This window comes from Nonomuraea diastatica (assembly GCF_004349015.1).
GTDB classification, from domain to species: Bacteria; Actinomycetota; Actinomycetes; order Streptosporangiales; family Streptosporangiaceae; genus Nonomuraea; species Nonomuraea diastatica.
Map to the genome: position 1 here is coordinate 16,240 of NZ_SMKP01000083.1, position 26,128 is coordinate 42,367.

Sequence of the window (26,128 nt, forward strand, 5' to 3'; positions counted from 1 at the left end):
CAGCCGTACGGACCATGGTCAGTAGTTGCCGACCACCTCGTCGCTGCCCGGGACGTCGCCGAGTGGGCGCGACGAGGGCCCCGTGTAGGTGGCGCTCGGGCGGACGAGCCGGCCCGTCTTCTTCTGCTCCAGGATGTGCGCGGCCCAGCCGGCCGTGCGGGCGCAGGTGAACATCGAGGTGAACATGTGGGAGGGCACCTCGGCGAAGTCCAGCACCACGGCCGCCCAATATTCCACGTTGGTGGCGAGCACCCGGTCGGGTTTGCGCGCGTGCAGCTCGTCGAGCGCGGCCTGCTCCAGCGCCACGGCGACCTCGTAGCGGGGGGCGTCCAGCTCCTGGGCGGTGCGGCGCAGCACGCGGGCGCGCGGGTCCTCGGCGCGGTAGACGCGGTGGCCGAAGCCCATGAGCCGGTTGCCCTTGTCGAGCTCGCTCTGGACGTACTTCTTGGCGTCGCCGAGCTGCTCGACGCCCTCGATCATGTGCAGCACGCGGGCCGGAGCGCCGCCGTGCAGCGGGCCCGACATGGCGCCGACCGCGCCGGAGAGCGCGGCGGCCACGTCCGCGCCGGTGGAGGCGATGACGCGGGCGGTGAACGTGGAAGCGTTCATGCCGTGCTCGGCCGCCGAGGTCCAGTAAGCGTCGATGGCCTTGACGTGCTTGGGATCAGGCTCACCGCGCCAGCGGATCATGAAACGCTCGACGATGGTCTTGGCCTCGTCGACCCGGCTCTGCGGCACCATCGGCAGGCCCAGGCCGCGCGCGGACTGCGCGACGAAGGAGAGTGCCATCACGGAGGCGCGGGCGAGCTGGTCGCGTGCCTCCTGGTCGCTGACGTCGAGCAGAGGCTTGAAGCCGTAGGCGGGAGCCAGCATGGCCAGCGCGCTCTGGACGTCCACGCGGATGTCACCCGAGTGGACGGGAATGGGATAGGGCTCCGCCGGCGGCAGACCCGGCTGGAACTTGTTGTCGACCAGCAGGCCCCAAACGTGCCCGAACGGGACACGGCCAACCAGGTCCTCGATGTCGACGCCCCTGTAACGAAGGGCGCCCCCTTCTTTGTCCGGTTCCGCGATCTCGGTTTCGAAAGCCACGACGCCTTCGAGGCCGGGTTTGAAGTCGGACATGCTCGGCCGCCTCCCTTTCTTGCCATGTCACGGCAATGCTCTGCTTACGGTCGCGGCCGCTTCGGGGCTCGTTGGCTTCGTGGCCTCGCTCTGTCGCCCCGAGCTCTTCCGCTCTGTTGATGTCGAGATACCGGCGGGTCAATTTAACCCCCTCCCAGCTCACAGTCGGTCTCGGGACCCGCCATAAGGCCAAACCCGCTGGTGGGAGGGTCGTGTGGGATCCTCCACACGAGCGCGCAAGAATGTCGTCTTGTGGATGCCACCCCGCGCCCGCCCGTGCTGGCTGGGCTACGCCGCACGTACGAAGGCGAGCCGCTGCTCGAGTCCGATGTCGCGCCCGACCCGATCGCGCAGTTCACCGTCTGGTTCCAGGACGCGCTCGACGCCGGGCTGCCCGAGCCCAACGCGATGATCCTGGCCACCGCCTCCGCGGGCGGCCGCCCGAGCGCCAGGACGGTCCTGCTGAAGGGCTACGACGAACGCGGATTCGTCTTCTACACCAACTACGAGTCCCGCAAGGGCCGCGACCTGGCCGAGAACGCCCGCGCGTCCCTGCTGTTCCCCTGGCATCCCATCCGCCGCCAGGTGCGGGTCGAGGGCGCCGTGACCCGGATCCCGCACGAGGAGTCGGCCGAATACTTCCGATCCCGCCCTTACGGATCGCGCATCGGCGCCTGGGCCTCGCGGCAGTCGGCGGTCGTGCGCACCAGGGAGGACCTGGACGCCCGCTACGAGGAACTGGCGGCACGCTGGCCGGAGGATCCGCCGGTGCCCGACTTCTGGGGAGGTTTCCGGGTGGCCCCGGTGGAGGTGGAGTTCTGGCAGGGGCAGCTCGACCGGATGCACGACCGGCTCCGCTACCGGCGCACGCGACCCGGATGGGTTCTGGAGAGACTGGCCCCTTAAAGTTCCCTGAGTGGCATTCGGGGAGCTGGTCAAACGTCATGTGGTGGACACCCGGCCGCTGGGTGTGCCGGCCTACCGGCGGATCTGGCTCGGCCAGACCGTCTCGCACATCGGCGTCGGCGCGACCGTCGTGGCCGTCGGCCAGCAGGTGTGGGAGCTGACCCACTCCTCGTTCTGGGTGGGGCTGCTCGGCATGGCCAACCTCGTGCCGCTGATCGTCTTCGGCCTGTGGGGCGGGGCGGTGGCCGACGCCGTCGACCGGCGCAAGGTGCTCATCGTCGGCTCGGTCATCGCCTGGGCGGCGACCCTGCTCATCCTCCTGCAGGCGCTGCTCGGCCTGCGCGACATCTGGCTCATCTTCGCCGCGGTCGCGGTCAACGCCACCGGGGTCGCGATCACCGGGCCGACCAGGGGAGCGATCATCCCCCGGATCCTCGACCGCGAGCTGGTGCCGGCGGCCAACGCGCTCAACTCGCTGGTGTACAGCATCGGCGCGGTGGTGGGCCCGATGGTCGGCGCGGTGATGCTGGCGGCGGGAGGGTTCGCCGCGGCGTACGCGGTCGACGCCCTGCTGTTCACAGCTGGCCTCTACGCGGCGCTCAGGCTGCCCTCACTGCCTCCTCTGGGCGAAGTGACCCGTCCAGGTGCCAGGGCCGTCCTGGAGGGCCTCAGCTTCATCGCCAGGAGCCCGGTGCTGCTGATGTCGTTCGTCGTCGACATCATCGCGATGGTGTTCGCCATGCCGCGGGCTCTCTTCCCCGAGCTGACCGCCGACCGGTTCGGCGGCTCCATGATCGCGCTCGGCTGGATGACCTCGGCCATGGCCATCGGGTCCGTCGCAGGCGCGCTGTTCTCCGGCTGGGTGGGCAGGGTCTCGCGGCAGGGGGTGGCCCTCGTCGTCGTCATCGCCGTATGGGGGCTGGCCGTCGCGGCCGCCGGGCTCGTGCACGAGCTCTGGCTCCTGGTCACGTTCATGGCCATCGGAGGGGTGGCCGACGTGATCTCGTCGGTGTGGCGGCAGTCCATCCTGCAGCTGTACGCGCCCGACGAGATGCGGGGGCGGCTGCAGGGCGCGTTCATGGTGGTGGTGGCCGGCGGGCCGCGGCTGGGCGACCTGCGGGCCGGGGCCACCGCGACGGCGTTCGGGCTGGGCGGCGCCTGGGTGGGCGGCGGCATAGCCTGCATGGTGACCGTGCTGGTCGTCGGGCTGTCGGTGGCGGGCTTCAGGAACTTCCGCGCCCATCAGACGGCCCAGGACACCGGTTAGGCGGCGCCGGCCGCGGCCCGCAGGTCCGCCAGGAAACCCTCGTACGCGTCATCCCTGTCGGGCGCGCGCAGCACCGACGACGGATGCACGGTGGCCACCGCGAGCGCGTCGCCGAGCGGCACCGGCTCGCCCCGGTGCCTGGTCACCCGGAACTCCCGCCCCAGCAGCGCCCTGGCCGCCGTCGCGCCGAGCACCACGACCACCCTGGGCCGCACCACGGCCAGCTCGGCGTCGAGCCACGGCCGGCACGCGTCGATCTCGGCGGCCGTCGGCTTCTGGTGGATCCGCCGCTTGCCCCTCGGCGTGAAAGAGAAGTGTTTGACGGCGTTGGTGAGGTATACGGAGTCCCGCGCGATCCCGGCCTCTTGCAGGCCTCTGTCCAGGACGCGGCCCGCCGGGCCCACGAACGGGTGCCCCTGCCGGTCCTCCTGGTCGCCCGGCTGCTCGCCGACCAGCATGAAGGCCGCCTGCCTCGGCCCCTCGCCGAACACGGTCTGGGTGGCGGCGCGGTGGAGGTCGCAGCCCTCGCAGCGGGCCGCGGCCCTACTCAGAGCGTCGAGTTCGAGCCGCTCGGGAAGGAACCGGGCCGCTCCAGTGTTGCCGTCCATAACCATCGTCGGTCGTTCTCCCAATAGGCTTCTCGTGACTCCTGTGCCCGCTGCGGACGGGCCCAGTCCCCGCCACGACCGGCGTAGCATTCAGTTGGGAGGACTGCCTTGACCGCACACGGCCTGATCGACACCACGGAGATGTATCTCCGCACGATTTACGAGCTCGAGGAGGAGGGCATCGTCCCGCTCCGCGCTCGCATCGCGGAGCGCCTCCAGCAGAGCGGCCCCACCGTGAGCCAGACCGTCGCGCGCATGGAGCGTGACGGCCTCGTCCGCGTCGAGGGCGACCGGCACCTGTCCATGACCGAGCTGGGGCGCACGCTGGCCACCCGGGTGATGCGCAAGCACCGCCTCGCGGAGTGCCTGCTCACCCAGGTGATCGGGCTCCCGTGGGAAGAGGTGCACATCGAGGCGTGCCGCTGGGAGCACGTCATGTCGGAGTCCGTGGAGTCGCGTCTGGTGACGTTGCTCGACAATCCCACCGTCTGCCCGCACGGCAACCCCATCCCCGGGCTCGCCGAGCTGGGCGCCAGAGAGGCGGCCGAGTCCGGTGACAGCGCGCTGACCACGATGTGCGATGTGGCGGGGGCCAGGGAGACGCCCGTCGTCATCCGCCGAATTAGCGAACAAGTGCAAAGCGATCCCGCTGTGATGCTTAAACTCAAGCAAGTTGGGATACAACCCGGACGCGAGGTGACGCTCGCGGCGAGCGACGATGGTGTGCGGGTGACAGGTGACGGTGACAGTGACGACACTCCCGCGGAGCTTCCGCGTGATGTCGCCGCGCACGTTTTTGTCTCCAAGCGCTGACGCGCGCGCGGCTGCTTGGTTGAATCCCATCTGGGAGGCCCTCCACTCTCCCCTGGCCAAGACTGTTGCAGGAGCGCCCGTGGTCCGCTTTGCAGACACGCCACCCCGAGGAGTGGTCGCCGGATGAAGCGATGGGGGGATCTGTCACAGGAAACGGCTGATCACCTTGGCGCCGGGTCCGTGCTCGACCATGCTGAGATGGCGGTGGTCGTCACCGACCGTTTCAGCAACTTGCTCTACTGGAACCCGTTCGCCGAAAGACTCTTCGGCCACACGGTCGCGACGTCGGCGCGTGACATCTCCGTCCTGTCCCTCGGGATCATGGAGAAGGACCACCCGCTCGCCATCGAGCTGGCCAAGCACGTGCTCAAGGGCGGCGTGTGGGAGGGCACGTTCGACGTCCGGCGCGGCGACGGCACCATCGTCTACGTCCGCGCCCAGGCCGTGCCGCTGCGCCACGACTCGGGCTCGGTGACGGGCATCGTCATCCTCGCCCGCGAGGCGCTGCGCAGCAACGAGCGCGAGAAGGACCGGTTCGGGCTGCTGGAGCGCATCGGCGAGCGGCTGGCCGGCTCCCTCTACGTCGAAGAGACGCTCAAGCGCGTGGCCGAGATGCTGGTCCCGCAGTTCGCCGACCACTGCTTCATCGAGTTGACAGAGGGCGATCGGCTCGTCCGCCGGGTCTCGCAGCACGTGCAGGGGTGGGCGCCCCCGTTGGGCACATGGAAGCCGGTGGGCGCGGAGATCCGCTACCCCTCCGGCCACTACGCCGACACCGCACTGCGCCGCCAGGAGACCATCCTGGTCGAAGACTTCTCCAACAGCAGTTTCCCCGCCCCCACCGAGAGCAGCGCGCGGCTGTGCGGCGAGATCGGCATGACCTCGGCCATCGTCGCCCCTCTGCTGGTGCGCGGCGAGACGCTGGGGCTGATGTACCTCGGCCTGTCCAACCTGACCGACCGGCGCAGCCCTCACTACGACGCCTTCGACCGTGACTTCGTGGGCGCCATCGCCACCAGGGTCGCGCTCGCGATCGACAACGCGCTGCTGTTCGAGGAGGAGCGCCACACCGCGGAGTCGTTCCAGAAACACCTGCTGCCCAGGGCGCTGCCGCAGCTCGACGGCCTGCAGATCGCGGTGCGCTACTACCCCGCCGCCCCGCTGGCCTCCCACGGGCAGGGCATCCAGACCCAGGTGGGCGGTGACTGGTACGACGTGATCCCGCTGTCGGCCGGCCGCGTCGGCATCGTGATCGGCGACGTCGAGGGCAGGGGCGCCAAGGCGGCGGCCGTCATGGGGCAGCTCAGGGCCGCCCTGCGGGCGTTCGCGCAAGACGACAAGTCGCCCGCCGACATCCTGGCCAGGCTCGACGAGTGGACCCGCATCATCGCCACGCCCGAGCAGGACGACAACGGCGCCGACATCAGCATCCCGCCCATCGTGACCTGCCAATACCTCGTCTACGACGCCTGGTCGCGCCAGCTGTCCTTCGCCAACGCCGGCCACGCGCCGCCGCTGCTGCTCGTGGACGGCCAGTGCGTGGAGCTCGACATCGAGGAGGTCGGCCAGCCGCTCGGGGTGCGCGCCAAGGGCCTGCACGCCGACCTGGTCTACAAGGAGGAGACCCGCACGCTCCCGCCGGGCGCGGCGCTGCTCCTCTACACCGACGGCCTCGTCGACCGCCGGCCCGGCCGCGACGGGCGTCCGCCGAGCGAGGAAGAGACGCTCGGGGTGCTCTGCGAGGCGCTGACCAAGATGTCCGGAGCCGAGGCCGAGCGCATCGCCGACGTCGCCACGGTCGCGGTGCCCGGCGAGATCGACGACGACATGGCGATCCTCGTGGTCCGCTCCAGCGACGTCGATCTCGATGTCGAGGAGCGCACGTTCCCCGCCCAGCCCATCATGGTGGGCGAGGCGCGGCGCATGGCGTCGGAGGCGTTCGCGGGCTGGAACGTACCGGAGGAGCGCGCTGAGCTGGCCTGTCTGCTCGTCTCCGAGGTCGTGACCAACGTCGTGCTGCACGCCGCCACCTCCAGTGTGCCCCGCAGGGAGCTGGTCGTGGAGGGCCCGCCGCTGCCGTTCGAGGAGTCGTGGGACGTGCCGGGCCTCGATGACGAGGTGGTCGGCGACAAGGAGTTCACGCTGCGGCTGCGCAGGGGCGAGGAGTCGGTCTGGGTCGAGGTGTTCGACCAGGACCTCCGCCTGCCCCGCATCCGCAGCGCGGGCGAGAACGACGAGGGCGGGCGCGGCCTTTACCTGGTCGATCAGCTGGCCAGACGCTGGGGGTCGCGACCTACCAGGGAAGGCAAAGCCGTCTGGTTCGAGATTCCCACACGCAGCAGGTGAGTGATTCACTGGGCGGATGGAGCTGGCCTTCGAACGACGGGGCGCCGGCGCGCCGCTGATCCTCATCCACGGCATCGGTCACCACTGGCAGGCGTGGACGCCGGTGATCGACGGGCTGGCCGCCGCCCGCACGGTGATCGCGCTCGACCTGCCGGGCTTCGGCGCCTCGCCGGGGCTGCCCGAGGGCATCCCCTACACCGCCGAGTCGCTGGCCGACGCGGTCGAGTCGTTCTGCGCGCTGCTCGGCGTGCGCGAGCCGCACGTGGCGGGCAATTCGCTCGGCGGCTACATCGCGCTCGAGCTGGCCGCGCGAGGCGTCGTACGCACGGCCACCGCGCTGTCGCCGGCGGGTTTCTGGTCGCGCTCTGAGCTGGTCTACTGCCAGTCGGTGCTGCGTGCGCTGCGAGCCTCGGCCAGGGCGATGCCGCAGGGGCAGGTCGTCAGGACGGCGGAGAACCCGATGTTGCGGGCCGTGTCGGCCGGAGTGCTGGTCGCCCACCCGTCCAGGCTGTCGCCGACGGCGCTGATCGCGGCCACGCAGGCGCTGGGCCGGGCGAGCGGCTTCGACGAGACGCTGGAGTCGTTCTCCGGGCTGATGCCGCCCGCGCCGCCGAAGTCGCCCATCTCGATCGCGTGGGGCGAGCACGACCGGCTCCTGCTGCGCCGCCAGGCGGTGCGCGCGGCACGCTGGTCGGGGCAGCGGGTCAAGCTGCTGAAGGGGTGCGGCCACGTGCCGATGAGCGACGACCCCGACCTCGTAACCCGCGTCATCCTGGAGGGTTAGCGAACTACACCTTGGTCTGGCCCCAGACGAGCAGCATGGCGATGATGAACACGATCATCACACCGGCATAGCCCACCGGCCCCAGACGGAACGCCCGGCGCACGCGGTTGAGGCCCCACGCGACCAGCAGCGCCAGAAAGACCAGGAGGATCAGGCCGCCGTCCATGCGGTCCAGTATGCGGCGTGGACGGGCTTCCCGCGCGGTGACAGGTCAGAATCCGAAGGAGCGGCCGATGATCTCCTTCATGATCTCGGTGGTGCCGCCGTAGATGGTCTGGACCCGGCTGTCCATCCAGGCCTTGGCGACGGGATATTCCGTCATGTAGCCGTAGCCGCCGTGAAGCTGGAGACACCGGTCGATGACCTTGGTCTGCACCTCGGTGGTCCACCACTTGGCCTTGGCGGCGTCGACTGCGGTGAGCTGCCCGGCGTTGAGCGCACGGATGCACTGGTCGACGTAATGGCGGGCGATCTCCGTCTCGGTGGCCAGCTCGGCGAGGACGAACCTGGTGTTCTGGAACGACCCGATGCTCCGCCCGAACGCCTGGCGGGTCCTGCAGTATTCGATGGTCTGCTCCAGTACGCCCTCCGCCGCGGCCACCGCCGCCACGGCGATCGACAGGCGCTCCTGCGGCAGGTTGTTCATGAGCTGGACGAAGCCCTCGCCGTCGTTCGGCCCGAGGCGGTTGGCGACGGGAACGCGTACGTTGTCGAAGAAGAGCTCGGCGGTGTCCTGGGCCTTCATGCCGATCTTGTCGAGGTTGCGGCCGCGCTCGAACCCCTCCATCCCCCGTTCCACGACGACCAGAGTGGTGCCCCTGGCCCCGGCCTCGGGGTCGCTCGTGGCCACCACGACCACGAGGTCGGCGTTGATGCCGTTGGTGATGAACGTCTTCTGCCCGTTGACGACGTAGTGGTCACCCTCGCGGATGGCCGTGGTCCTGATGCCCTGCAGGTCGCTGCCCGCGCCGGGCTCGCTCATCGCGATGGCGGTGATCAGCTCGCCGCTCACGAAGCCGGGCAGCCACCGCCGCCGCTGCTCGTCGTCGGTCAGATCCACCAGGTACGGCGCCACGACGTCGTTGTGCAGCGAGAAGCCGAGCCCGGTGGCGTTGTTCCTCATGAGCTCCTCGACGATCACCGCATTGTAGCGGAAGTCCCTGATCCCGGAGCCGCCGTGCTCCTCCGGCACCGAGAAGCCGAACATGCCGAGCTCGCCGGCCTTCTTCCAGACCTCGCGGGGGACCACGCCGTCCTTCTCCCATTGAGCGTGGTGCGGCACGACCTCGCGAGCCATGAACGCGCGCACGGTCTCACGGAAGAGGAGGTGCTCCTCGTCGAAGAGGTCTCGCTGCATCGGTCGCCTCCGGAATAGGGTTCTGTTACTGGGAGGTATACTCCCTTTCCTGGCGCGGCGGGAGCCGTGGACACGGGTTCATCACAAGTGGTCGGAGAAGGTGGGTTCGGTATGTAGAGCGGGTGTTTTCGACTCTAAGATCTACCGTCGGCGTATTTGTGGCTGATCGGAGAGTCTCCCGTGAGTCGATGGCGCAAGGCGTTGATCGCCGCATCGGTGGGCGCGGCCGCTTCCACCGTGTTCGTCGTGACCTCCTCCATCCCCGGTCAGGCCGAGACCTCGCTGGTGGCCACCTACACGTGCATCGGCGGGATCGCCGGCGCCGGAGTCGACATCGAGGCCACGATCACGCCGCAGATCGAGGCCGGCGGGCTGATGAACGTGCGCTGGGGCATCTCGTACGAGGGCCCGCAGAGGTTCGGCTCGCCCGGGTTCTTCCCTGCGGGCTCCTCCCTCGACCTGGAGGGCGTCGTGGACATCAGCGGTGCCTGGGTCGGCCAGTTACGGCCGAGGGGCGGCCAGGAGCAGGGCGAGCTGGTGCCGGGCGAGTTCCTCGAACTGCCTGAAGGGCTGTCCGACCAGGGATCCATCGGGCGTTCCGGGACCGTCCGCTTCAAGCCCGGCGCCCTGACCGTCAGGTTCACGCCCGCCGAGGGCGAGGTGATGGTCAACAACAACGACACGTCGAACATCACGTACGAGGGCGGCTGGAGGCGGATCACCACCGCGGAGGAGTTCGGCGACCACCTCTACGACCTGCACAGGACTAGAGCGCAAGACGCCAAAGCCAGGCTCGAGTTCACCGGCACGAACGTCGCCTACATCGGCAGGCGCGAGCGCGACCTCGGCAAGATCAGGGTGCTCCTCGACGGCAAGCCCGTCACCGACTCGCTGGTCGAGCCGGGCAAGGACGGCAGCGGGACCCCGATGACGGGCACCGCGTCCAAGGAGGTCCTCTGGGAGTCGCCGCAGCTCGCCTACGGGCCGCACACTCTGGAGATCGTCAACACCGAGGCGAAGGTCGCCTACGTCGACGCGTTCAGGGTGACGGTCAGCGACGTCACCGAGCCGCCGGCCCACGACCAGGCCACGTGCGAGATCCAGGGTGACCCCGGGGCCATCGACGTCACCGTGCCCGGCCCGACGGAGGACCCATCGGACCCGCCCACGGAGGACCCGACGGACGACCCGAGCGACGAGCCGACCGACGAGGACAGCACGCCTCCAGGGGGCGACTCCATCGGCGGGGATCACGTGGCCGTGGTTCCCACGGGTTCCAGTTCGAGCTCGTCCACGCCGAAGAGCAGCTCCAGCCCGACCGCGACCCGGTACTACCGGGCGCAGGTGCCCAAGACGCCCAAGGGTGGTGTGGACAGCGGCGAGGCGCCGGTGACCGGCGAAGGTCCGCCGCTCGGGCTCATGACCAGCGGAGCCGTGCTGATGGCGGGAAGCGTCGGTGGCGGCGTGCTGCTGCGCAGGCGCAGGGCCGTGCACGCGGGAGGGGCGCGCCGATGACCGAGGAGCGGACGCCGATGCAGCGCGCGCTGCCCGGCCTGCTGATCGCCGGCTCACTCGGCGGGGTCGGCATCGTCATGGTGACGCTGCTCTCGCTGGCGCCGCCCGTGGACGACGGATCGGGGCCGCTCGCGGCGCCGGTCGCCGCGCAGGAGACGCCGACGAAGGTCCCGACGAAGGCGCCGATGGGGAACGCGGGCGCGTTCGTGCTGCCTGCCACCGTGGGGCCCGGGGGCAAGGACGTGCCCCTGACGCCGGCCCGCCTGGACGCGCCGCCCCCGCTGGCCGCCGCACCGGTGGTGCCCGCCATCCCGAAGGCCGAGAAGAAGACCACCACCACCAAGGTACGGCCGACCCGCATCAAGATCCCCAAGATCAAGGTCAACGCCTCGATCCGGTCCGTCACCCTGGACAAGAAGGGCAAACTCGGCACGCCGCCGCTGAGCAAGGCGGGCCTGACCGGCTGGTACCGCCACTCACCCCTGCCCGGCGAGCTCGGACCCTCGATCATCAACGGCCACGTGAGCACCCGCAGGGGCCCCGCCGTCTTCGACCGCCTGCGCGAACTGGTCAAGGGCGACCGGATCTACGTGTACCGCTCGGACGGCAAGGTCACCCGTTTCACGGTCAGCGGGATCGAGCAGGCCAGCAAGATCACGTTTCCGACCAAGCGGGTGTACGGGAACACCACCAACTCCCAGATCCGGCTCATCACGTGTGGCGGGGTCTACAACAAGACGACCCACCACTACACGGACAACATCATCGTGTACGCGACGTTGTCGAAGAAGAAGGGATGACCCGGGTGGTTGGAGGACCCGATTTTTCGGTTTACGGGGAAGTTGACAGGGACAGTTCGTAAGATCTCAACCTAACCGTGACCAACGGCTGGAATTCTGGCACAACTGTTGATACTGCGCTGAAATGGAGCTGGAAGTGCTGACGTCCAAGGCGCGGCGCCGCCTCGCCCTCAAGACATCCGCTATGGCCGTTCTAGGCGCAGGGATCTTCGGAGCGATACCCATGGTGGCCGCGATGGCGGCTCCGGTGGAGGTGACCTACACCTGCGGCCCGTCGGGCGCGCCGAACACGAGTGTCCCCTTCCAAATGGAGCTGAAGACCCCGGCCGGCACCATTACCCCCAATGCCACGGTGACGGTCACCTGGGATGTGAAGCAGCCGGCGGCGACGGAGCGTCAGCTGCGGGCAACCGCGACGATCACGCCGAACAGCACGGTTGGTGCTGTGGGTGCCGTCAGTCCCAGCGGATCGCCGCTTCCTTCCACTTCGATCACCGCCTCCGGCGCCATCACGCAGCAGGCGCAGACGACCGTGACGCCCAGCGCCACCATGCCGCTGCCGACCATGACCATGGTGGTCAGACCGACCGCGACAGGAACCGTCGCCCTTCGGGGCGGGGCCTTCAATGTCCAGGTCAACGGCACTACCTGGTATGAATGCCGGCCGCCGACCTCCGGCGGTCCTTCGGTGAACCTGGTCGTCGGCACCGCCACCGGCACTCCGACCAACAGCCCCACGACTACCCCAACGAAATCGCCGACCCCGACTCCTTCCAGCCCCAGGCCCACGAGGACCAGCACCCACACGGTTACCGTCACGCCGTCGTCGGAGTCCGAGCCCACCAGGAAGTCCCAGACTCCCAAGGCCGGGGCTGACACGGGCGCGGGTGGGACGATGGGTCCTGACGGCCGGCTGTTCATCCTCACCGGTGGCGCCCTGATTGTCGCCGCGGCCGGGGGCGGGCTCCTCATGCGTCGCCGTAACGCCGCCCGGGGCTGACGGGGATGTCCGGCTACTACCCGTACGGTGGCGGCGCTCCCGTACCGCCGCCTGAGGACAAAGGGGGCGTGGCGCTCAGGACCGTGCTGATCGTGGCGGCCATCGCCGGTGTGGTGACCGTGGTGGCCGGGCTGCTGATCGTCTTCAGGTCGCCCGACGAGTATGGCCTGGCCAGCAATCGCGACGCCCTGGCCCTGGAGGCGCAGCCCAAGCCGTCGGGGCAACCCGAGCAGGCGTTGTTCCAGGGCGGGCCCGACGTGCCGCCGCCTCTGCCGCAGATCAACCCGGCGCCGCCCATGCTGCCGTCCACCCCCATGCGGCTCGTGATCAAGCGGCTGGGGGTCAACGCGCCGATCAGGTCGGTGGGCCTGGCCAAGAACGGCACGATCCAGGTCCCGCCGGCGAACAACGCCAACCTGGTCGGGTGGTACCGGAACATGTCGACGCCGGGTGAGGCGGGACCGGCCGTCCTGCTGGGGCACAAGGACACCAAGACGAGCCCTGCGGTGTTCAACCGGTTGCCGGAGCTCAAGCACGGCGACACCATCGAGGTCAAGCGTCAGGACAAGACCACGGCGGTGTTCACGGTCGGCGGCGTGGAGCAGGCCAGCAAGAAGACGTTCCCGACTCAGCGCGTCTACGGCAGCCAGGAGAACGCCCAACTGCACCTGATCACGTGCGGCGGCACCTATGATCGTCGCACCGGGCACTACACCGACAACGTCATCGTCTACGCGACGATGACGAGCTCCTATCGAAGCTGAGCGCGGAGGCTGGGCATGGGCTGGATGGCGAAGCGACGACTGCGTACAGGCCCCACGGCGGTGCTGCCGGCGAAGCCGGATCCGGCGGAGCTGCTGCGCATCGTCCAGCTGGCCGATCCCGGCGCGCGGAAGGACGGCGACGACATCGTGGCGACCGACGTGCGGGTGTGCGCGCCGGTCGAGGCGGCGGGCGAGCTGACGGGCGGTGAGCTGGAGAAGGCGTGGGCGGTGCGGGTGGCCGCCGAGGGCCCGTTGCCGCTCGACTTCTTCGACCGCTATCTCGCCGAGGGTCTGGCCTTCCGGCTGAAGGGGCTGGCGGTGTGCCGGGGCGAGGTGAACGATCCGGCCGACGGGGCGGAGGGCGGTCCCGCCGTCATCCTTCCGGTACGCCCGACGCCCGAGGAGCTGGCCCCGTTCCTGGAGCAGGAGGACGAGGAGTTCACGTTCGCGGCGGGCGACATCAAGGCCGTGCTGGTGCCGCAGAAGGGCGGCCCGCCGGCGGCTGCAGAGCTGCTGCCGTTCGCCACCGAGCTGACGGCGATCGAGCTGCGCGGCGGGAAGCCGGAGGAGCTGGGCGCGCTCGCCCTTGAGCTGTCCGAGGCGCTCAACGGGCTGGCCGTCGACCGGTGGCGGTTCAGGATCGACGCAGCGGAGGACCTCGTACCACCCTCGGAATGACCCTAGAACGTCGTTCTGTTGTAGTGTGCACCTAGTAACCGAATATTGCTCGGTTTCCAGGAGGCACTGTGGCAGAGGCGTACATCGTCGGGGCGGTTCGCACCCCGGTCGGCAAGAAGAAGGGCGGCCTGTCCACCGTCCACCCCACTGACCTGGCCGCGCACACACTGAAGGCGCTGATCGAGCGCACCGGCGTCGACCCCGCGGCGGTCGAGGACGTCATCATGGGGTGTGTCATGCAGTTCGGCCCCCAGAGCATGGACATCGCGCGCAACGCCTGGCTGTCGGCGGGCCTGCCGGAGACCACCGCCGGAGTCACGATCGACCGGCAGTGCGGCTCCTCGCAGCAGTCGATCCACTTCGCCGCCCAGGGTGTCCTCTCGGGCACCCAGGACCTGGTCGTGGCGGCCGGTGTCGAGTCGATGAGCATCGTGCCCATGGGCTCCTCGATCACGGCCGCGCTCGAGAAGGGCATGCCGTTCCCGTTCGGCGAGATGTGGGTCGAGCGCTACGGCAAGCAGGAGATCTCGCAGTTCCGCGGCGCGGAGCTGATGTGCGAGAAGTGGGGCTACACGCGCGAGGTCCTGGAGCAGTACGCGTTCGAGTCGCACCAGCGCGCCGCCAAGGCCATCGCCAACGGCCACTTCAAGGACCAGATCGCCCCCGTCAACGGCGTTGAGGACGACGAGGGCCCGCGGGCCGACACCACGCTGGAGAAGATGGCCGGGCTGAAGACGCTGAAGGAGGGCGGCCAGATCACCGCCGCCACCTCCTCGCAGATCTCCGACGGCTCGGGCGCGGTGCTGATCGCCTCCGAGCAGGCGGTCAGGGAGCACGGCCTGACCCCGCGCGCCCGCATCCACCAGCTCGCGCTCATGGGCGACGACCCGGTCTACATGCTGACCGCGCCGATCCCCGCCACGCAGCGGGCACTGAAGAAGGCCGGCATGTCGATGGGCGACATCGACGTCGTTGAGATCAACGAGGCGTTCGCGCCGGTGCCGCTGGCGTGGATGAAAGAACTCGACGCCGACCCGGCCAAGGTCAACCCCAACGGGGGCGCCATCGCGCTCGGCCACCCGCTGGGCGGCACGGGGGCGATCCTCATGACCAAGCTCCTGTACGAGCTGGAGCGCACGGGCGGCCGCTACGGGCTGCAGACGATGTGCGAGGGCGGCGGCCAGGCCAACGTCACCATCATCGAAAGGCTCTGAGCAGGAAGGGTGCGAGCGCCGCCTCCAGGCGTACGGGGGAGGCGGCGCTCGCTTTTCACTACCATCCCTGGTAGTTGTCCTTGGTCAGCGGCCCTTGGGCGGGATGCGTCTCGGCGGCGCGATCGGGCGCTGCGGCATCTTCGGCATCTGCCGGGGCGTGGGCAGCTGGGGTCGCTTCTTCTTGTTGCTTGCGCGAACTCGCATGAGACAGCTCCTTTACGTAACTCTCGACGCGGCTCATAGGCCGGTCGGCAAGCTCAGCTGCCGCGTCTGGACGGACTGGCGGTCTTGGCTGGCTGAGCACGGGCGCTGAGGCCCGGCGAACTACAGGTAAAGGCGCATGGCGAAGACGCTACGAGGTCAGTGAGAGGCCGCGCAACCGAATAATCCGTCCCTCGACAGGGCCGGTGAGTACGTGACGTACTTCTTGCTATGAGGCATCATGAAGACCTGCTCATGGGAGGTGTCGCGCGTGAGCGCCGTTCATTTCGACAGCTATACAGAGGCTCGTGCCCATCTCAAAACGCTCCTGGACGCGGCTGAAGGCGGGCGTGTGGCGACGGTGCGCCGTGAAGCGACCACAACCGCGCTCGTGGACGTCGAGAGACTGCGCCACTATCTCGCTGCGGTCACTCCGTCCGGTGCCCAGACAGTGCCAGAGGCCGGTGGCTGGTCGATCTTCATCCCAGGGCTGCCGGTAGCGGCGGATGGCCGGACCTTCGATGAGGCCGTAACGGAGATGATCGATGCGTTGCGCGAATACGCCGACGACTGGCAGGACCACCTGCTGGATACGCCGAACCATCGTGAGAACTGGGGGCTTGTGCAGTTGATCAGCCTCAGTGATGACGACCAGTTGCGTGAATGGCTGGTGGGGAAGGGCCGGTGACCTGGCCCCAACCCACTCGGGAGCACCACGATCGGTTCTGTCAGATCGAGGGCTGGCGTCTCGTACGAAACGCTCGCGGACGAACGGCGACCCATCACGTCACCTACGAACTAGATCTTGCTGATGGCCGGATCTTGCGCACGCCGATTTCCCATCCGGTGGATGGAAGCTCCTACGGCCAGAGCATCTGGCGTCACATCCTCCGTGACCAGTTGCAGGTGGATGAGCCGACGTTCTGGGCCTGCGTCCAACGTGGTGTCGTTCCTGATCGCGGACAACCCGAGCCGCCCTCGAACGCCTTGCCCGCCGAGGTTGTTCACCTGCTCATTTCCAGGGTGGGTCTGGCCGAGACCGACGTCGCGACTATGACGAAGGAGGACGCCGTCGCCAGATTGCAAAAATACTGGCTTGAAGGTGTCTGAGGTGGGTGACTAGTCCTTCGGGAGGAGGCTGCCGAGGGGGCCCAGGTCGAGGTTCAGGTCCGACGGCGACAGGTCGAACCGCTCGCAGAGCTCCTCCATGGCCTCCTCCAGCCGCATCAGCGTCATGCCGAGTTGCTCGATCTGCTCGTCGGACAGGTCGCCCTGCTCCATCCTCCGTACGGACTGCCGCTCGACGAGCTGGCGCAGCAGCTCGACCAGCGTGAGCACGAGCCGGGACAGGTCACGCTCCACCGCCTCCGCGTCGGTGTCGATCCGCAGCCGCGGCTTCCTGGCCTGGCGCGCGGGCTCGCCGGGGTCACTCGTCATCGCGGATCGAGGTGATCAGTGCGTGGATGGAGATGCGTACGAGGTCGATGTCGGCGATCGACAGGACGAGGTCGCCGCTCACCACGACGCCGCCGGCGAGCAGCCGGTCGAGCAGGTCGACCAGCGCCACCCGCTCGGCGGGCAGCCGGCCCTCCTCGGCGAGCATGGCGCCACGAGGCTCCGGGTACGTCATGGCTCACCGCCTTCGTCCAGCGCGGCGAACGAGTACGGCGCCCACGGGCCGGTCAGCTCCAGCTCCCCGCCCTCGCCGCGCAACTCGTCCACCGTCCGGACGAACTCCGCGTGCCGTTCCTCGTCGACGAGGTAGGCGCCGTTGAGGATCATCCACTCCTTGCGCCCGGAGAGCTGCGGGTCCTGGGCCCGGTGGCGGCGGCCGGCGACCGCGACGGAGGCCAGCCGGTCGTGGACCCGCTCGGCCCGGGCGCTCGCCCGCCGCCACGCCTCCTCCCTGCTGCGCAGCCCCGCCTGGCGTTTGCGCAGGTACGCCGCTCCGGGACCGGACGCGCCGCCACCACCCTCCTGCGCGGCGTCGGGCTCAACCCGTTCCGCCGGGTCGGCGTACACCTTCACGCCCCACTCCTGACGGCCGGTGATGCGGTCGAGCGCCTGGCAGAAGTCGTCGTGCCGGTCCTCCAGCAGGCCGGAGACCTGCTCGTCGCCGCTGTAGACGGTGACCAGCCGCACGGGTACGGCGGGCACCGCCACCGCCACCGCCTCGACCACGCGGTGGTGCGCCCTGGCGGTCGCGTCGAGCCAGTCCAGGTCCTCCATGGACCGCTGGAGCGGCTCCTCCCCGAACTCGGCCAGCGGCACTGTGCTCACGTATGCGACCAGCCCGCTGCGGGCGATCGCCCGCAGCGGCGTGCCCGCCACCCCCGCCAGGCCTTCGGGGGAGGGGGCGCCGGAGTCGCGCGCGACCACGTACAGGTACGTGCCTGCGTCAGCCGTCATCTCGCCTCCTTCCGGCGCGGCGCCGCGGCGCGGGCTCGACGTCTTCGTCCTCCTCGACGTGCCCCTCGATGGCGGGCGGGGCAGAGCGGCCCTTCTCCAGCGCCGCGAGCCTCCTGCGCAGCCGGCGGTTCTCCTCCTCCAGGCCGTGGTCCTTCCCGGTCAGCCAGGGGTCGTGCTCCCACCAGTCGATGCCCATCTCCTTGGCGGTGTCGACCGAGGCGACGACCAGCCGCAGCTTGATCGTCAGCAGTTCGATGTCGAGGAGGTTGACCCGGATGTCGCCCGCGATGATCACACCTCTGTCGAGCACCCGCTCCAGGATGTCGCCCAGGTTGGCCGGCTCCCGCCCGCCGCCGGTCGAGGACGGGTAGGTGCGTCCCGCCGGGCGTGCCGGTTCCATCATGATCCGCTCTCCCCCTGGTCGCCGCTGCCCCGCCGATAGCGGCGCAGCCTCCGGTACGAGCGGAGCTCGCCATCCGCGTCCAGTTCGGTCTGGTAGAGCGCGAGCACGTCGCCCGAGGACGGGATGCGGCGGTCCTCCACGACTTCGACGCCCACCACCCAGCCGTCACCTTCCGGCTTCACCAGCGTGATCCCCTCGGACTCCCGGCCGGTCAGCTCGACGATGTGGCGCAGCCCCGCCGCGCCGGCGCCGGCGGCCGACGGGCCCCTCGCACGAGAGCGGGCCGGCGGCACCTCGTCCTCGGCCTGCTGGTCCTCGGCGGGCTCCTGAGGCTCGGCGTCCTGCTCGGCAGGGCGTCGTGCGCGGACCCTTCGCTGGGCAGGCACACGATCACCTCCCTTCTTCCCCGGGTGGGCCGGTCAGCCTGGCGAGGATCTCCTCCATGGCCTGGGCGGTCTCCTCCTCCGACATGCGGCCCTCGTTCCTGGCCTCCTCGATCGTTTCCAGCTCCCGCCGCACCACCGCCGGATCGTGCAGCTCCCGCTCGACCTGCTCCTGGATCAGCTCACCCAGCCTGATCACCCCGCGCATCGGCGCGAGCGGCCAGGTGAACAACGAGCTGATCAGCCCCATCAGCCGCCACCGGTGCCCCGCGCCACGATGAAGTCGTACGCGGCCAGCGGCCCGAGCACGCGCAGCTCGACCCGGCCCGCCCAGCGCTCCCCGATCTTGTCCACCACCTGCTCCAGCTCGTTCTCCCGCGCCGTCTCGACGAGGACGGCGAGGTGCACGGCGTCCAACTCGTGGCTGGGGTCGCGCAGCGAGGTGAGCGTGGCGACGGGGGTGACCGCGTCGAGCGCCGCCTGCGTGTCGGCCTCCCGCTTGGCGTTGACGGCCTGATCGACGATCTCGCCGATCTGGATCCGCGTGTCCCTGGTCGCCTCCTCGGGCTGGTCCTTGATCTGCTCACGCAGCTCGGCCAGGTCAGGGCGCTCCTCCATGATCTCGGTGAGCACTGCCTGCTCGACGTAGCGGCCCTTGATGACGTACTCGGCCCGGCCCTCCAGCTCGTCGAGCGCCGCGTGGAACTCGTCGTGGTACGGCGCGAGCAGCTCTTCCACGACCGCCTCCGGGTTCGTCACGACCGCGCCGAAACGTACGGGCAGCACCGGCACCTCGGCGGCGGTGGCGTCCAGCAGCCCCTCGTGGGCCATGAGATCGTCGGGCGTGCCCAGTGGCCGATCCAGCCGCAGCTCGCTGACCAGCGCGGCGATGTCGTCATGCCGGACCACCGTCACCTTCGCCGACGGGCCGCCGACGCCACCGCCGGCGTCGTCGGACACCTCCACGTCCGCCGGGACGATGCCGTAGACGTACGTGCCGACGCGCGCCTCGCTCTTCCGCCCCTCTCCTGACGCCTTCCGCCGTTCGGCCGCCTCGGATGCCGCCATGTCAGCCACCATCCTTCCGCCGCCGGGAGGGTTGCCGTTCCTGATCGTCCTCCGGTCCCCCGACCAGGCCTTCGAGCTTGTCTGCCGCGGATTCGAGCACGCCCTCGACCGCGTCCTTGCCCTTGTCGGCGACCATGCCCTGCTTCATGTTCTGCATCAGCTCGGGCAATCCCTGGCCGCCGGACTCCGACAGGTCAAGCCGGTTCACCGCCTCGGCGTAGCGTAGATAGGTGTCGACGCTGGCCACGACGATTCGCGCGTCGATGGTCAACAACTCGATGCCGACAAGCGACACCCTGACGTAGGCGTCGATGACCAGCCCTTTGTCCAGGATGCTGTCGATCACGTCGGCGAGGCCCGTCGCGGTGGGGCGTTGCGCCACCCCGCCGGCCGGCTGCACTGTCATATCGCGGCTCCTTGCGGTTCTCGGATGGGGGACGGCTCAGCCTCCGCTGCGGCTCGCCATCCTGCGCCGTACCGGAGCCCGCCGGGGGCGGGGGCGCTCCTCTTCCTCGGGCTCCTCTTCTTCTTCCTCCTCGTACTCGTCTTCGGGTTCGCCCTTTCCGGGTTTTTCCTCGGGCTCCTCTTCTTCTTCCTCCTCGTACTCGTCCTCGGGCTCGCCCTTCCCGGGCTCTTCCTCCGCCTGCTCGCCGGCGGACTCCTGCTCTTCCTGGACGGCCGTGTCGTGGTCCTTGACCACCTCGCCGTCGCGGATCTCGCCGCGCCAGCCCCCCTCGACGATCTCGTCCGGGTGCAGCATGACCTGCGTCATGACATGCCGGACGAAGTGCTTGAGCTCCAGCCGTACGCGACGGCCCTGCGCCCGCCAGAGGTTGCCGGTGCCCTCGAAGAACCCCTGAGGGTGGTATTCGAGAGTGACCATGATCCGGGTGAGGTCGGGGGTGAGCTCGTGGAAGCTCACGGCGCCGTCGACGTACCCCTTCGCGCCCTCCGAGCGCCAGATGATGCGCTCGTCCGGCACCTGTTCGCGGATCGTGGACTTCCACTCGCGGTGCGACCAGAGGATCTGCGCCTTCCAGGTGAGCTTCTCGTCGGACTCCTGGTTGACCGCCTCGACCTTCTTCATGAAGCTTGGAAAGTCCCCGAATCGCGTCCACTGGTTGTAGACCACCCGGATCGGGGCGCCGACGTCGATGGTCTCGACGATGTTGGTGACCTTGAGCTTGCCGCCCTGGCCCTTGCCGCCCTTGCCCAGCTTGCCGACCATGCCCTTGAGGGCGCCCTTGGCCGCGCCGGCCACGGCCGAACCGCCCACCGACGTGTCGGAGCCGGTGACCGCGCCCAGCAGATTGCCGCCGCCGCCCTCCGCGAAGTCGGAGAGCCGTCCGGTCACGCCCTCGACCTTGTTCGTCACGGACGACAGCGCGTAATGCGTCGCGGCCTGGCCGAGCTTGCGTAGCCCGGACTTGACCGGGTTGCCCCCGCCGGAGGACTGCTTCGCCTTCTGGCCGACCGCCTCCGCCGCCCCGCCAGGACCTTCGCGTACGGCCTTGCCCGCCTGGCCGGCGGCTTTGCGGACCGGCTGTGCCTTCGTCGCCTCCGTCATCGTTCTCACCCCGCCGTTCTCGTCACGGGCGCAGGACGCTTGCGACCGGCGCCCGGCTTACGGGCATGCCGGGCGTGGGGCGGCTCGGGCGCCTCCTCCGGCTCGTAGGCTTCCCGCGCGTCCTCTGAAACCTCTTCGTCGTCCTCGTACTCGTCCCGGGGCTCGTCCTCAAGCTCGTCCTCGGCCTGGTCGCCGCGCTGGAGGGATTCGGTCCGCTCCTGGAGCTTCTCGGTGAGGGAGTTGATCTGCCGGGTGGCGGCGGCTATGACGGCCGCCTTGCCGACGTCCATGACTTGGCCGCGCAGCCGGCTGGTCAACTCATCGATCTCCGGCGAGGACCCAAGGATCTTGCTTCCCTGCGCCAGCAGCCCGCCGTCGCCCTTGCGGTATCTGCCGGCGACGCTCGCCGCGGCGAGCGTGGCGGCCATGCGCAGCTTGTGACGCCGGCCGAGGTAGTAACCCGCGGCGAGAGCCAACGCCACTCTGGCCTTATCACTCATGGCATGCGCTCCTTTGCCCTCTCGGGGTGACCGGCACCCGGCCGGATCGTCCCCCCGTGCCCGAGAGGGGGATAAGGAAACGCACATCCATATAAAACGGGCATTTTTCCTGCATTAGTGCGAGCGTTACGGTGGAGGCAACGGGGTTGGGATGGTCTTCTGCACCTGCTGGTACACCACCGACGTGCGGAACCCGACGATCTCCTTGCGCTTGCTCAGGCTGTCGAGCAAAAACGCGTGCAGGTGGTCGAGGTCCTGCACGGCCACGTGCAGCAGGAAGTCATCGCCCCCGGCCAGCACGAACACGCTGAGCACCTCCGGCATGCCGGCGGCCGACGTCTTGAACGCGTTGATCACCGCCCTGCTCAACGGCCGCACCTGCACCGCCACCATGGCCTGGACGCCGCGGTTGAGCGCCGCCGGGTCGATGTCGGCGTGGTAGCCGCGGATGACGCCGCGGCGGGTGAGCGCCCTGACCCTCTCCAGGCACGTCGAGGGCGCGATGCCCAGCTTGCGCGCCAGCTCCCTGTTGGACTGCCGCGCGTCGGTCTGCAGCAGCCGTACGATCGCCGAATCGAGTTGGTCCATGCCCCGATGGTCGCACGCCGTTCCGGTCAGGCATTCGACAGAAGCCGGAGGCGGCCGAACGATTGCGTGCTCTGAAGCCCTGTTACTAGTGCGAACGGTCGGGCCGGCGTGGCGACGAACGGCCGCGGTTCCGCCGCCGACGGGCGTGTTTGTCCTACGAAAAGGCGCGATAGACGCCGCCAAGCGGGCAGTACTCCTACCACAGGACGGCCCAACGCCGGGAGGTTCCATGACCGAGCACGCCAAGTACGCGGAGTCCAGAGAGGTCGGCGAGCAGGCGCGCGAGACGGAGTGGACGCGGCCCAGCTTCGCCAAGCAGCTCTTCCTCGGAGACTTCCGGCTGGACCTGGTGTATCCCGTGCCCTCCCTGCCCGGCGACGCGGCCAGGCGGGGCGAGGAGTTCGTCCGGGCCATGCGCCGCTTCCTGGACGCGGAGGTCGACCCCGCGCTCATCGAGCGGACCGCGCAGGTGCCCGACGAGGTGGTCAAGGGGCTGGCGGAGCTCGGCGCATTCGGGATGACGATCGGCAAGGAGTACGGCGGGCTGGGGCTGCCGTACGTGTACTACTGCCGCACGCTCATGCTCGTCGGCTCGTACTGCCCCGCGCTGGCCACGCTGCTGTCGGCGCACCAGTCGATCGGGGTGCCGCAGCCCCTGAAGCTGTTCGGGACCGAGGAGCAGAAACGCGAGTTCCTGCCGAGGTGCGCCAGGGGCGAAATCTCGGCGTTCCTGCTGACCGAGCCCGACGTCGGCTCCGACCCGGCCCGCCTGTCGACCACGGCCGTCCGCGACGGCGACGACTACGTGCTCGACGGCGTCAAGCTGTGGACGACGAATGGCGTCGTCGCCGACCTCCTCGTGGTCATGGCGAGGACCGGCAAGAAGATCAGCGCGTTTGTGGTCGAGGCCGACTCGCCGGGCATCACGGTCAGGCGGCGCAACGGCTTCATGGGCCTGCGCGGCATCGAGAACGGTGTCACCGAGTTCTCCCAGGTCAGGGTGCCTGCCAGGAACCTGATCGGCAAAGAGGGTCAGGGCCTCAAGATCGCGCTCACCACGCTGAACACCGGTCGGCTGTCGTTGCCCGCGACGTGCGCGGGGAACACCAAGTGGGCCGTCAAGATCGCCCGTGAGTGGGGCAACGAGCGTGTGCAGTGGGGGCGCAAGGTCGGCAGGCACGAGGCGGTGGCCACGAAGATCGCCTTCATCGCGGCCACCGCGTACGCGCTCGAAGCCGTCTGCGAGCTCACCAGCCGCATGGCCGACGATCAGCGCAACGACATCAGGATCGAGGCGGCGCTGGCCAAACTGTTCTCCTCCGAGCTGTCGTACCAGGCGCTCGACGAGCTGGTCCAGATGAGGGGCGGGCGCGGCTACGAGAGCGCGGAGTCGCTGGCCGCCCGCGGCGAGCGCGGTGTGCCCGCCGAGCAGATGTTGCGCGACTCCCGGATCAACCGCATCTTCGAGGGCTCGTCGGAGATCATGCATTTGATGATCACGCGGGAGGCGGTGGACGCCCACCTGTCGGCCGCCGGCGAGCTGATCAACCCTGACGCGTCCCGCCAGGAGCGTGCCCAGGCCCTGCGCAGGGCCAGCCGCTTCTACGCCAAGTGGCTGCCGACGCTGGTGGCCGGTACCGGCAACCTGCCCACCGCGTACGCCGGCTTCGGCCCGCTCTCCGCGCACCTGCGCTTCGTGGAGCGGACCAGCAGGAAGCTGGCCCGGTCCACCTTCTACGGCATGTCCCGCTGGCAGGGCGGGCTGGAGCACAAGCAGGCCTTCCTCGGCCGGATCGTGGACATCGGGGCCGAGTTGTTCGCCATGACGGCCGCCTGTGTCAAGGCGGAAGAAGACTCCAAGGACCTGGGGCAGCGTCCGTACGAACTTGCCGACACCTTCTGCCACCAGGCGCGACGCCGCGTCGACTCGCTGTTCGCCCGGCTCTGGGACAACAGCGACCACCATGACGTGCGGCTGGCCGGGTACGTGCTCGACGGCCGCTACGACTTCCTGGAGGAGGGCGTGCTCGACCCGTCCATCGAAGGGCCGTGGATCGGCACGCCGGAGGGCGGAGGGAACGTCCGGAGAAGAATCCTCTGACACCTGGTCTAGAACCTGAACGCGCGTACTTCGCCTCGATCCCGCGCGAGCTGGAGGAGGCGGCGTTCATCGACGGCAACCGGGCGGTTCCGTGATCGCCACCATCCCCGTGATCGTCCTCTTCGCGCTGATCGAACGGAAGGTGGTCGGCGGGCTGACCGCCGGCTCCATCAAGTGACGGGCGAGCCCGGCCGCGACCCGCGGCCGGGCTCGCCGTCACTGCTTGGGCTTGGGCACCCGCGCGACGCACAACACCGTCTGGCCGAACGGCGGGCGGACGAAACGCTCGATGAAGCGGGTCAGCGGGACCACCGTGCGGTCGTAGACCTTGACCAGGCGGGGGTCGGGATAGCCGACGCCGCCCCGGCGCACGGCCGCCCACCAGGCGATGCCACCCAGGAAGTTGATCGGCTTGAGCACCTCGACGTCGAGCCCGGCCTTGGCGACCGCGGTGCCCAGCGTCTTGGGCGTGTAACGCTGGACGTGACCCACCTTGCGGTCGAAGTCACCATAAAGCTGCATGTAGCCGGGCACCCAGATGACGATCCGCCCGCCCGGCAGCGTCACGCGGGCCAGCGAGCGCAGCGCCTCGGCGTCGTCCTCGATGTGCTCCAGGACGTTCATCATGACGACGGTGTCGACCTTGTTCTCCAGCGGGATGTCGGTGGGCAGCCCGAACTGCAGGACATCGATCTCGTCACGGCCCGCGAAACGCTTCTCCAGCTGCTCGACGCAGTAGGGGTCGAAGTCGCTCACGACGAGCCGGTCGAGCCGCGGCAGGAACTGCTCGGCGAAGTGGCCGAGCCCGGAGCCGATCTCCAGCATCGAACGCCCGACATGCGGGGCGACCATGTCGAACTCGTACTGCCGATAGTTCTTGGCCTCGTCCCCACCTAGGTGGTTCTCCAGGGCCTCGTCACCGGCCGCCGGTTGTACTACACGGTCATACCCAGAAGACATAATCCCGTTCCTTCTAGGGGCTGATGGATTGCCCGAGTCTAATGCCCCGATCAACGGCCACGGTCACCTGAACAGCGAAACACCCTTCCGCGCGCCGCCCCGGATGCGATGGAATCTGACCCGTCATGGACGACGACGAGGCGATCGCGCGCTCGCTCACCGGTGACCTTGCCGCCTACGAAGCGCTGGTCACGCGCTACAGCGCGCTCGCCTACCGTACCGCCGTCATGCTGGGCGCGGGCGACGAAGCGCAGGATGTCGTGCAGGAGGCGTTCATCAAGGCGTTCCGGCACCTGGGGAGTTTCCGCAGGGACGCGCCGTTCCGGCCGTGGTTGCTGCGCATCGTCGCCAACGAGACGCACACCCTGACCAGGTCGCGGGGACGCAGGTCCAAGCTGGAGCTGCGGCTCGGGGCGACCGCCGAGACGGCGGCGCCCGACGACCCCGAGGGTGCCGCCGTCGCCGCCGACCGGCGCGCTCGGCTCCTCGCGGCGGTGCGCGACCTTCCAGAACGGGAACGCCAGGCCGTCGTCTGCCGGTATTTCTTACAACTGACCGAGGCGGAGACCGCGCAGGTGCTCGGCTGGCCCGTCGGCACCGTCAAGTCCAGCACCCATCGCGGGCTGGCCCGGTTGAGGGAGGGGGTGGGCAATGAACTCGCCTGAGCCGTACGACGACCTCGAGGCCGAACTGCTGGCGCTCGGTGACCTCATCGACGTCCCCGACCTGCCCGCCTCCGACGTCGCCGCCGCCGTACGCGCCGGCCTCGAA

At 69.3% G+C, this 26,128-nt stretch carries 31 protein-coding genes; 15 read left to right on the forward strand and 16 right to left on the reverse strand.

Features of this window, described 5'->3' with window-relative positions; translation table 11 throughout:
* Positions 1 to 18 precede the first annotated feature (18 nt).
* Positions 19 to 1,125, reverse strand: a complete 1,107-nt coding sequence (locus tag E1294_RS27110; protein WP_132512875.1) for a citrate synthase 2 — start codon at positions 1,123 to 1,125, stop codon at positions 19 to 21.
* 252 nt (positions 1,126 to 1,377) lie between these two features.
* Here E1294_RS27110 and pdxH point away from each other — a divergent pair, with 252 nt between their 5' ends.
* Positions 1,378 to 2,031 carry a pyridoxamine 5'-phosphate oxidase gene (gene pdxH / locus E1294_RS27115; protein ID WP_132512877.1) on the forward strand — a complete coding sequence of 218 codons (654 nt, stop codon included), beginning with the start codon at positions 1,378 to 1,380 and terminating at the stop codon, positions 2,029 to 2,031.
* A gap of 10 nt (positions 2,032 to 2,041) precedes the next feature.
* Positions 2,042 to 3,298, forward strand: a complete 1,257-nt coding sequence (locus E1294_RS27120) for an MFS transporter (RefSeq protein ID WP_246083309.1) — start codon at positions 2,042 to 2,044, stop codon at positions 3,296 to 3,298.
* Here E1294_RS27120 and E1294_RS27125 read toward each other — a convergent pair.
* The gene (locus E1294_RS27125; RefSeq protein WP_132512879.1) at positions 3,295 to 3,906 is read right to left on the reverse strand and encodes a UdgX family uracil-DNA binding protein; all 612 of its coding nucleotides are present in this window, start codon (positions 3,904 to 3,906) and stop codon (positions 3,295 to 3,297) included. The genes E1294_RS27120 and E1294_RS27125 overlap by 4 nt on opposite strands.
* 108 nt (positions 3,907 to 4,014) lie before the next feature.
* On the opposite strand from E1294_RS27125, the gene E1294_RS27130 reads away from it, so the two are divergent.
* The 3 genes from E1294_RS27130 (at position 4,015) to E1294_RS27140 (ending at position 7,849) form a co-directional block, all read left to right on the forward strand.
* Positions 4,015 to 4,719: an iron-dependent transcriptional repressor DtxR gene (locus tag E1294_RS27130; protein ID WP_132512881.1), complete on the forward strand. Its 705-nt coding sequence runs from the start codon at positions 4,015 to 4,017 to the stop codon at positions 4,717 to 4,719.
* Positions 4,720 to 4,842: 123 nt separating this feature from the next.
* A complete protein-coding gene (locus E1294_RS27135; RefSeq protein ID WP_132512883.1) occupies positions 4,843 to 7,065 on the forward strand; it encodes an ATP-binding SpoIIE family protein phosphatase in 2,223 nt (740 codons plus the stop codon).
* 16 nt (positions 7,066 to 7,081) lie between these two features.
* Positions 7,082 to 7,849 (forward strand): alpha/beta fold hydrolase, encoded by a 768-nt coding sequence (locus E1294_RS27140; RefSeq protein WP_132512886.1) that lies wholly within the window; start codon positions 7,082 to 7,084, stop codon positions 7,847 to 7,849.
* A 4-nt stretch (positions 7,850 to 7,853) separates the two neighbouring features.
* Here E1294_RS27140 and E1294_RS52970 read toward each other — a convergent pair whose 3' ends face one another.
* Both E1294_RS52970 and E1294_RS27145 read right to left on the reverse strand, forming a co-directional pair.
* Positions 7,854 to 8,015, reverse strand: coding sequence for a hypothetical protein (locus E1294_RS52970; protein WP_165977497.1), 162 nt, complete (start codon positions 8,013 to 8,015; stop codon positions 7,854 to 7,856).
* A 45-nt stretch (positions 8,016 to 8,060) separates the two neighbouring features.
* Positions 8,061 to 9,206 carry an acyl-CoA dehydrogenase family protein gene (locus tag E1294_RS27145; protein WP_132512888.1) on the reverse strand — a complete coding sequence of 382 codons (1,146 nt, stop codon included), beginning with the start codon at positions 9,204 to 9,206 and terminating at the stop codon, positions 8,061 to 8,063.
* A gap of 180 nt (positions 9,207 to 9,386) precedes the next feature.
* Here E1294_RS27145 and E1294_RS27150 point away from each other — a divergent pair, with 180 nt between their 5' ends.
* The 8 genes from E1294_RS27150 (at position 9,387) to E1294_RS56090 (ending at position 16,488) form a co-directional block, all read left to right on the forward strand.
* A complete protein-coding gene (locus E1294_RS27150; RefSeq protein WP_132512890.1) occupies positions 9,387 to 10,721 on the forward strand; it encodes a hypothetical protein in 1,335 nt (444 codons plus the stop codon).
* Positions 10,718 to 11,521 carry a class F sortase gene (locus E1294_RS27155; RefSeq protein WP_132512892.1) on the forward strand — a complete coding sequence of 268 codons (804 nt, stop codon included), beginning with the start codon at positions 10,718 to 10,720 and terminating at the stop codon, positions 11,519 to 11,521. The genes E1294_RS27150 and E1294_RS27155 overlap by 4 nt, the downstream gene beginning before the upstream one ends.
* Positions 11,522 to 11,645: 124 nt before the next feature.
* Positions 11,646 to 12,521 (forward strand): hypothetical protein, encoded by an 876-nt coding sequence (locus tag E1294_RS27160; protein ID WP_132512894.1) that lies wholly within the window; start codon positions 11,646 to 11,648, stop codon positions 12,519 to 12,521.
* Positions 12,522 to 12,526: 5 nt separating this feature from the next.
* A complete protein-coding gene (locus E1294_RS27165; RefSeq protein WP_132512896.1) occupies positions 12,527 to 13,285 on the forward strand; it encodes a class F sortase in 759 nt (252 codons plus the stop codon).
* A 24-nt stretch (positions 13,286 to 13,309) separates the two neighbouring features.
* Positions 13,310 to 13,963, forward strand: a complete 654-nt coding sequence (locus E1294_RS27170; RefSeq protein ID WP_132512898.1) for a hypothetical protein — start codon at positions 13,310 to 13,312, stop codon at positions 13,961 to 13,963.
* Positions 13,964 to 14,031: 68 nt separating this feature from the next.
* The gene (locus E1294_RS27175) at positions 14,032 to 15,177 is read left to right on the forward strand and encodes an acetyl-CoA C-acetyltransferase (protein ID WP_132512900.1); all 1,146 of its coding nucleotides are present in this window, start codon (positions 14,032 to 14,034) and stop codon (positions 15,175 to 15,177) included.
* 472 nt (positions 15,178 to 15,649) lie between these two features.
* Positions 15,650 to 16,066, forward strand: a complete 417-nt coding sequence (locus tag E1294_RS27180) for a prevent-host-death protein (RefSeq protein ID WP_132512902.1) — start codon at positions 15,650 to 15,652, stop codon at positions 16,064 to 16,066.
* Positions 16,063 to 16,488: a cytotoxic translational repressor of toxin-antitoxin stability system gene (locus E1294_RS56090; RefSeq protein ID WP_181958559.1), complete on the forward strand. Its 426-nt coding sequence runs from the start codon at positions 16,063 to 16,065 to the stop codon at positions 16,486 to 16,488. Before E1294_RS27180 ends, E1294_RS56090 begins: the two co-directional genes overlap by 4 nt.
* A 9-nt stretch (positions 16,489 to 16,497) precedes the next feature.
* Here the strand turns inward: E1294_RS56090 and E1294_RS27190 are convergent, their stop codons facing one another.
* The 11 genes from E1294_RS27190 to E1294_RS27240 form a co-directional block, all read right to left on the reverse strand.
* On the reverse strand, positions 16,498 to 16,815 hold the full coding sequence (locus E1294_RS27190; RefSeq protein ID WP_132512906.1) for a gas vesicle protein K: 318 nt from the start codon (positions 16,813 to 16,815) through the stop codon (positions 16,498 to 16,500).
* The gene (locus E1294_RS27195) at positions 16,805 to 17,008 is read right to left on the reverse strand and encodes a gas vesicle protein (protein ID WP_220446751.1); all 204 of its coding nucleotides are present in this window, start codon (positions 17,006 to 17,008) and stop codon (positions 16,805 to 16,807) included. Before E1294_RS27195 ends, E1294_RS27190 begins: the two co-directional genes overlap by 11 nt.
* Entirely contained in the window at positions 17,005 to 17,787 is a 783-nt protein-coding gene (locus E1294_RS27200) for a GvpL/GvpF family gas vesicle protein (RefSeq protein ID WP_132512908.1), read from the reverse strand. Before E1294_RS27200 ends, E1294_RS27195 begins: the two co-directional genes overlap by 4 nt.
* A complete protein-coding gene (gene gvpJ / locus E1294_RS27205; RefSeq protein ID WP_132512910.1) occupies positions 17,777 to 18,190 on the reverse strand; it encodes a gas vesicle protein GvpJ in 414 nt (137 codons plus the stop codon). Before gvpJ (E1294_RS27205) ends, E1294_RS27200 begins: the two co-directional genes overlap by 11 nt.
* Positions 18,187 to 18,576 carry a gas vesicle protein GvpO gene (gvpO, locus tag E1294_RS27210; RefSeq protein ID WP_220447964.1) on the reverse strand — a complete coding sequence of 130 codons (390 nt, stop codon included), beginning with the start codon at positions 18,574 to 18,576 and terminating at the stop codon, positions 18,187 to 18,189. Before gvpO ends, gvpJ (E1294_RS27205) begins: the two co-directional genes overlap by 4 nt.
* A gap of 4 nt (positions 18,577 to 18,580) precedes the next feature.
* Positions 18,581 to 18,823 (reverse strand): gas vesicle protein GvpG, encoded by a 243-nt coding sequence (locus E1294_RS27215; RefSeq protein WP_132512912.1) that lies wholly within the window; start codon positions 18,821 to 18,823, stop codon positions 18,581 to 18,583.
* On the reverse strand, positions 18,823 to 19,641 hold the full coding sequence (locus tag E1294_RS27220) for a GvpL/GvpF family gas vesicle protein (protein ID WP_132512914.1): 819 nt from the start codon (positions 19,639 to 19,641) through the stop codon (positions 18,823 to 18,825). Before E1294_RS27220 ends, E1294_RS27215 begins: the two co-directional genes overlap by 1 nt.
* 1 nt (position 19,642) lies before the next feature.
* The gene (gvpJ, locus tag E1294_RS27225) at positions 19,643 to 20,047 is read right to left on the reverse strand and encodes a gas vesicle protein GvpJ (protein ID WP_132512916.1); all 405 of its coding nucleotides are present in this window, start codon (positions 20,045 to 20,047) and stop codon (positions 19,643 to 19,645) included.
* Between the two features lie 36 nt (positions 20,048 to 20,083).
* The gene (locus E1294_RS27230) at positions 20,084 to 21,208 is read right to left on the reverse strand and encodes an SRPBCC family protein (RefSeq protein ID WP_132512918.1); all 1,125 of its coding nucleotides are present in this window, start codon (positions 21,206 to 21,208) and stop codon (positions 20,084 to 20,086) included.
* Positions 21,209 to 21,213: 5 nt separating this feature from the next.
* A complete protein-coding gene (locus tag E1294_RS27235) occupies positions 21,214 to 21,708 on the reverse strand; it encodes a hypothetical protein (RefSeq protein WP_132512920.1) in 495 nt (164 codons plus the stop codon).
* Positions 21,709 to 21,834: 126 nt separating this feature from the next.
* Positions 21,835 to 22,296 (reverse strand): Lrp/AsnC family transcriptional regulator, encoded by a 462-nt coding sequence (locus E1294_RS27240; RefSeq protein ID WP_132512922.1) that lies wholly within the window; start codon positions 22,294 to 22,296, stop codon positions 21,835 to 21,837.
* A 229-nt stretch (positions 22,297 to 22,525) separates the two neighbouring features.
* Between E1294_RS27240 and E1294_RS27245 the strand changes: the two genes are divergently transcribed.
* Complete coding sequence (locus E1294_RS27245; protein ID WP_132512924.1) at positions 22,526 to 24,397, forward strand: acyl-CoA dehydrogenase family protein; 1,872 nt, start codon at positions 22,526 to 22,528, stop codon at positions 24,395 to 24,397.
* Between the two features lie 216 nt (positions 24,398 to 24,613).
* On the opposite strand, the gene E1294_RS27255 is transcribed toward E1294_RS27245, so the two are convergent.
* Positions 24,614 to 25,357, reverse strand: coding sequence for a class I SAM-dependent methyltransferase (locus tag E1294_RS27255; protein ID WP_132512926.1), 744 nt, complete (start codon positions 25,355 to 25,357; stop codon positions 24,614 to 24,616).
* A gap of 125 nt (positions 25,358 to 25,482) precedes the next feature.
* On the opposite strand from E1294_RS27255, the gene E1294_RS27260 reads away from it, so the two are divergent.
* Positions 25,483 to 26,022: an RNA polymerase sigma factor gene (locus E1294_RS27260; RefSeq protein WP_132512928.1), complete on the forward strand. Its 540-nt coding sequence runs from the start codon at positions 25,483 to 25,485 to the stop codon at positions 26,020 to 26,022.
* Positions 26,023 to 26,128: the final 106 nt, after the last annotated feature.

Excerpts from the sequence above, each read along its gene's own strand:
- E1294_RS27195 (WP_220446751.1), bottom strand. The coding sequence starts at position 17,008 with ATGACGTACCCGGAGCCTCGTGGCGCCATGCTCGCCGAGGAGGGCCGG.
- E1294_RS27215 (WP_132512912.1), bottom strand. The coding sequence starts at position 18,823 with ATGGGGCTGATCAGCTCGTTGTTCACCTGGCCGCTCGCGCCGATGCGC.
- E1294_RS27200 (WP_132512908.1), bottom strand. The coding sequence starts at position 17,787 with ATGACGGCTGACGCAGGCACGTACCTGTACGTGGTCGCGCGCGACTCC.
- E1294_RS27240 (WP_132512922.1), bottom strand. The coding sequence starts at position 22,296 with ATGGACCAACTCGATTCGGCGATCGTACGGCTGCTGCAGACCGACGCG.
- gvpJ (WP_132512916.1), bottom strand. The coding sequence starts at position 20,047 with ATGACAGTGCAGCCGGCCGGCGGGGTGGCGCAACGCCCCACCGCGACG.
- E1294_RS27245 (WP_132512924.1), top strand. The coding sequence starts at position 22,526 with ATGACCGAGCACGCCAAGTACGCGGAGTCCAGAGAGGTCGGCGAGCAG.
- gvpJ (WP_132512910.1), bottom strand. The coding sequence starts at position 18,190 with ATGATGGAACCGGCACGCCCGGCGGGACGCACCTACCCGTCCTCGACC.
- E1294_RS27160 (WP_132512894.1), top strand. The coding sequence starts at position 11,646 with ATGGAGCTGGAAGTGCTGACGTCCAAGGCGCGGCGCCGCCTCGCCCTC.
- E1294_RS27155 (WP_132512892.1), top strand. The coding sequence starts at position 10,718 with ATGACCGAGGAGCGGACGCCGATGCAGCGCGCGCTGCCCGGCCTGCTG.
- E1294_RS27145 (WP_132512888.1), bottom strand. The coding sequence starts at position 9,206 with ATGCAGCGAGACCTCTTCGACGAGGAGCACCTCCTCTTCCGTGAGACC.
- E1294_RS27140 (WP_132512886.1), top strand. The coding sequence starts at position 7,082 with ATGGAGCTGGCCTTCGAACGACGGGGCGCCGGCGCGCCGCTGATCCTC.
- E1294_RS27170 (WP_132512898.1), top strand. The coding sequence starts at position 13,310 with ATGGCGAAGCGACGACTGCGTACAGGCCCCACGGCGGTGCTGCCGGCG.
- E1294_RS27220 (WP_132512914.1), bottom strand. The coding sequence starts at position 19,641 with ATGGCGGCATCCGAGGCGGCCGAACGGCGGAAGGCGTCAGGAGAGGGG.
- E1294_RS27110 (WP_132512875.1), bottom strand. The coding sequence starts at position 1,125 with ATGTCCGACTTCAAACCCGGCCTCGAAGGCGTCGTGGCTTTCGAAACC.
- E1294_RS27125 (WP_132512879.1), bottom strand. The coding sequence starts at position 3,906 with ATGGACGGCAACACTGGAGCGGCCCGGTTCCTTCCCGAGCGGCTCGAA.
- E1294_RS27235 (WP_132512920.1), bottom strand. The coding sequence starts at position 21,708 with ATGAGTGATAAGGCCAGAGTGGCGTTGGCTCTCGCCGCGGGTTACTAC.
- E1294_RS27165 (WP_132512896.1), top strand. The coding sequence starts at position 12,527 with ATGTCCGGCTACTACCCGTACGGTGGCGGCGCTCCCGTACCGCCGCCT.
- E1294_RS27260 (WP_132512928.1), top strand. The coding sequence starts at position 25,483 with ATGGACGACGACGAGGCGATCGCGCGCTCGCTCACCGGTGACCTTGCC.
- E1294_RS27190 (WP_132512906.1), bottom strand. The coding sequence starts at position 16,815 with ATGACGAGTGACCCCGGCGAGCCCGCGCGCCAGGCCAGGAAGCCGCGG.
- E1294_RS27255 (WP_132512926.1), bottom strand. The coding sequence starts at position 25,357 with ATGTCTTCTGGGTATGACCGTGTAGTACAACCGGCGGCCGGTGACGAG.
- E1294_RS27230 (WP_132512918.1), bottom strand. The coding sequence starts at position 21,208 with ATGACGGAGGCGACGAAGGCACAGCCGGTCCGCAAAGCCGCCGGCCAG.
- E1294_RS27135 (WP_132512883.1), top strand. The coding sequence starts at position 4,843 with ATGAAGCGATGGGGGGATCTGTCACAGGAAACGGCTGATCACCTTGGC.
- E1294_RS52970 (WP_165977497.1), bottom strand. The coding sequence starts at position 8,015 with ATGGACGGCGGCCTGATCCTCCTGGTCTTTCTGGCGCTGCTGGTCGCG.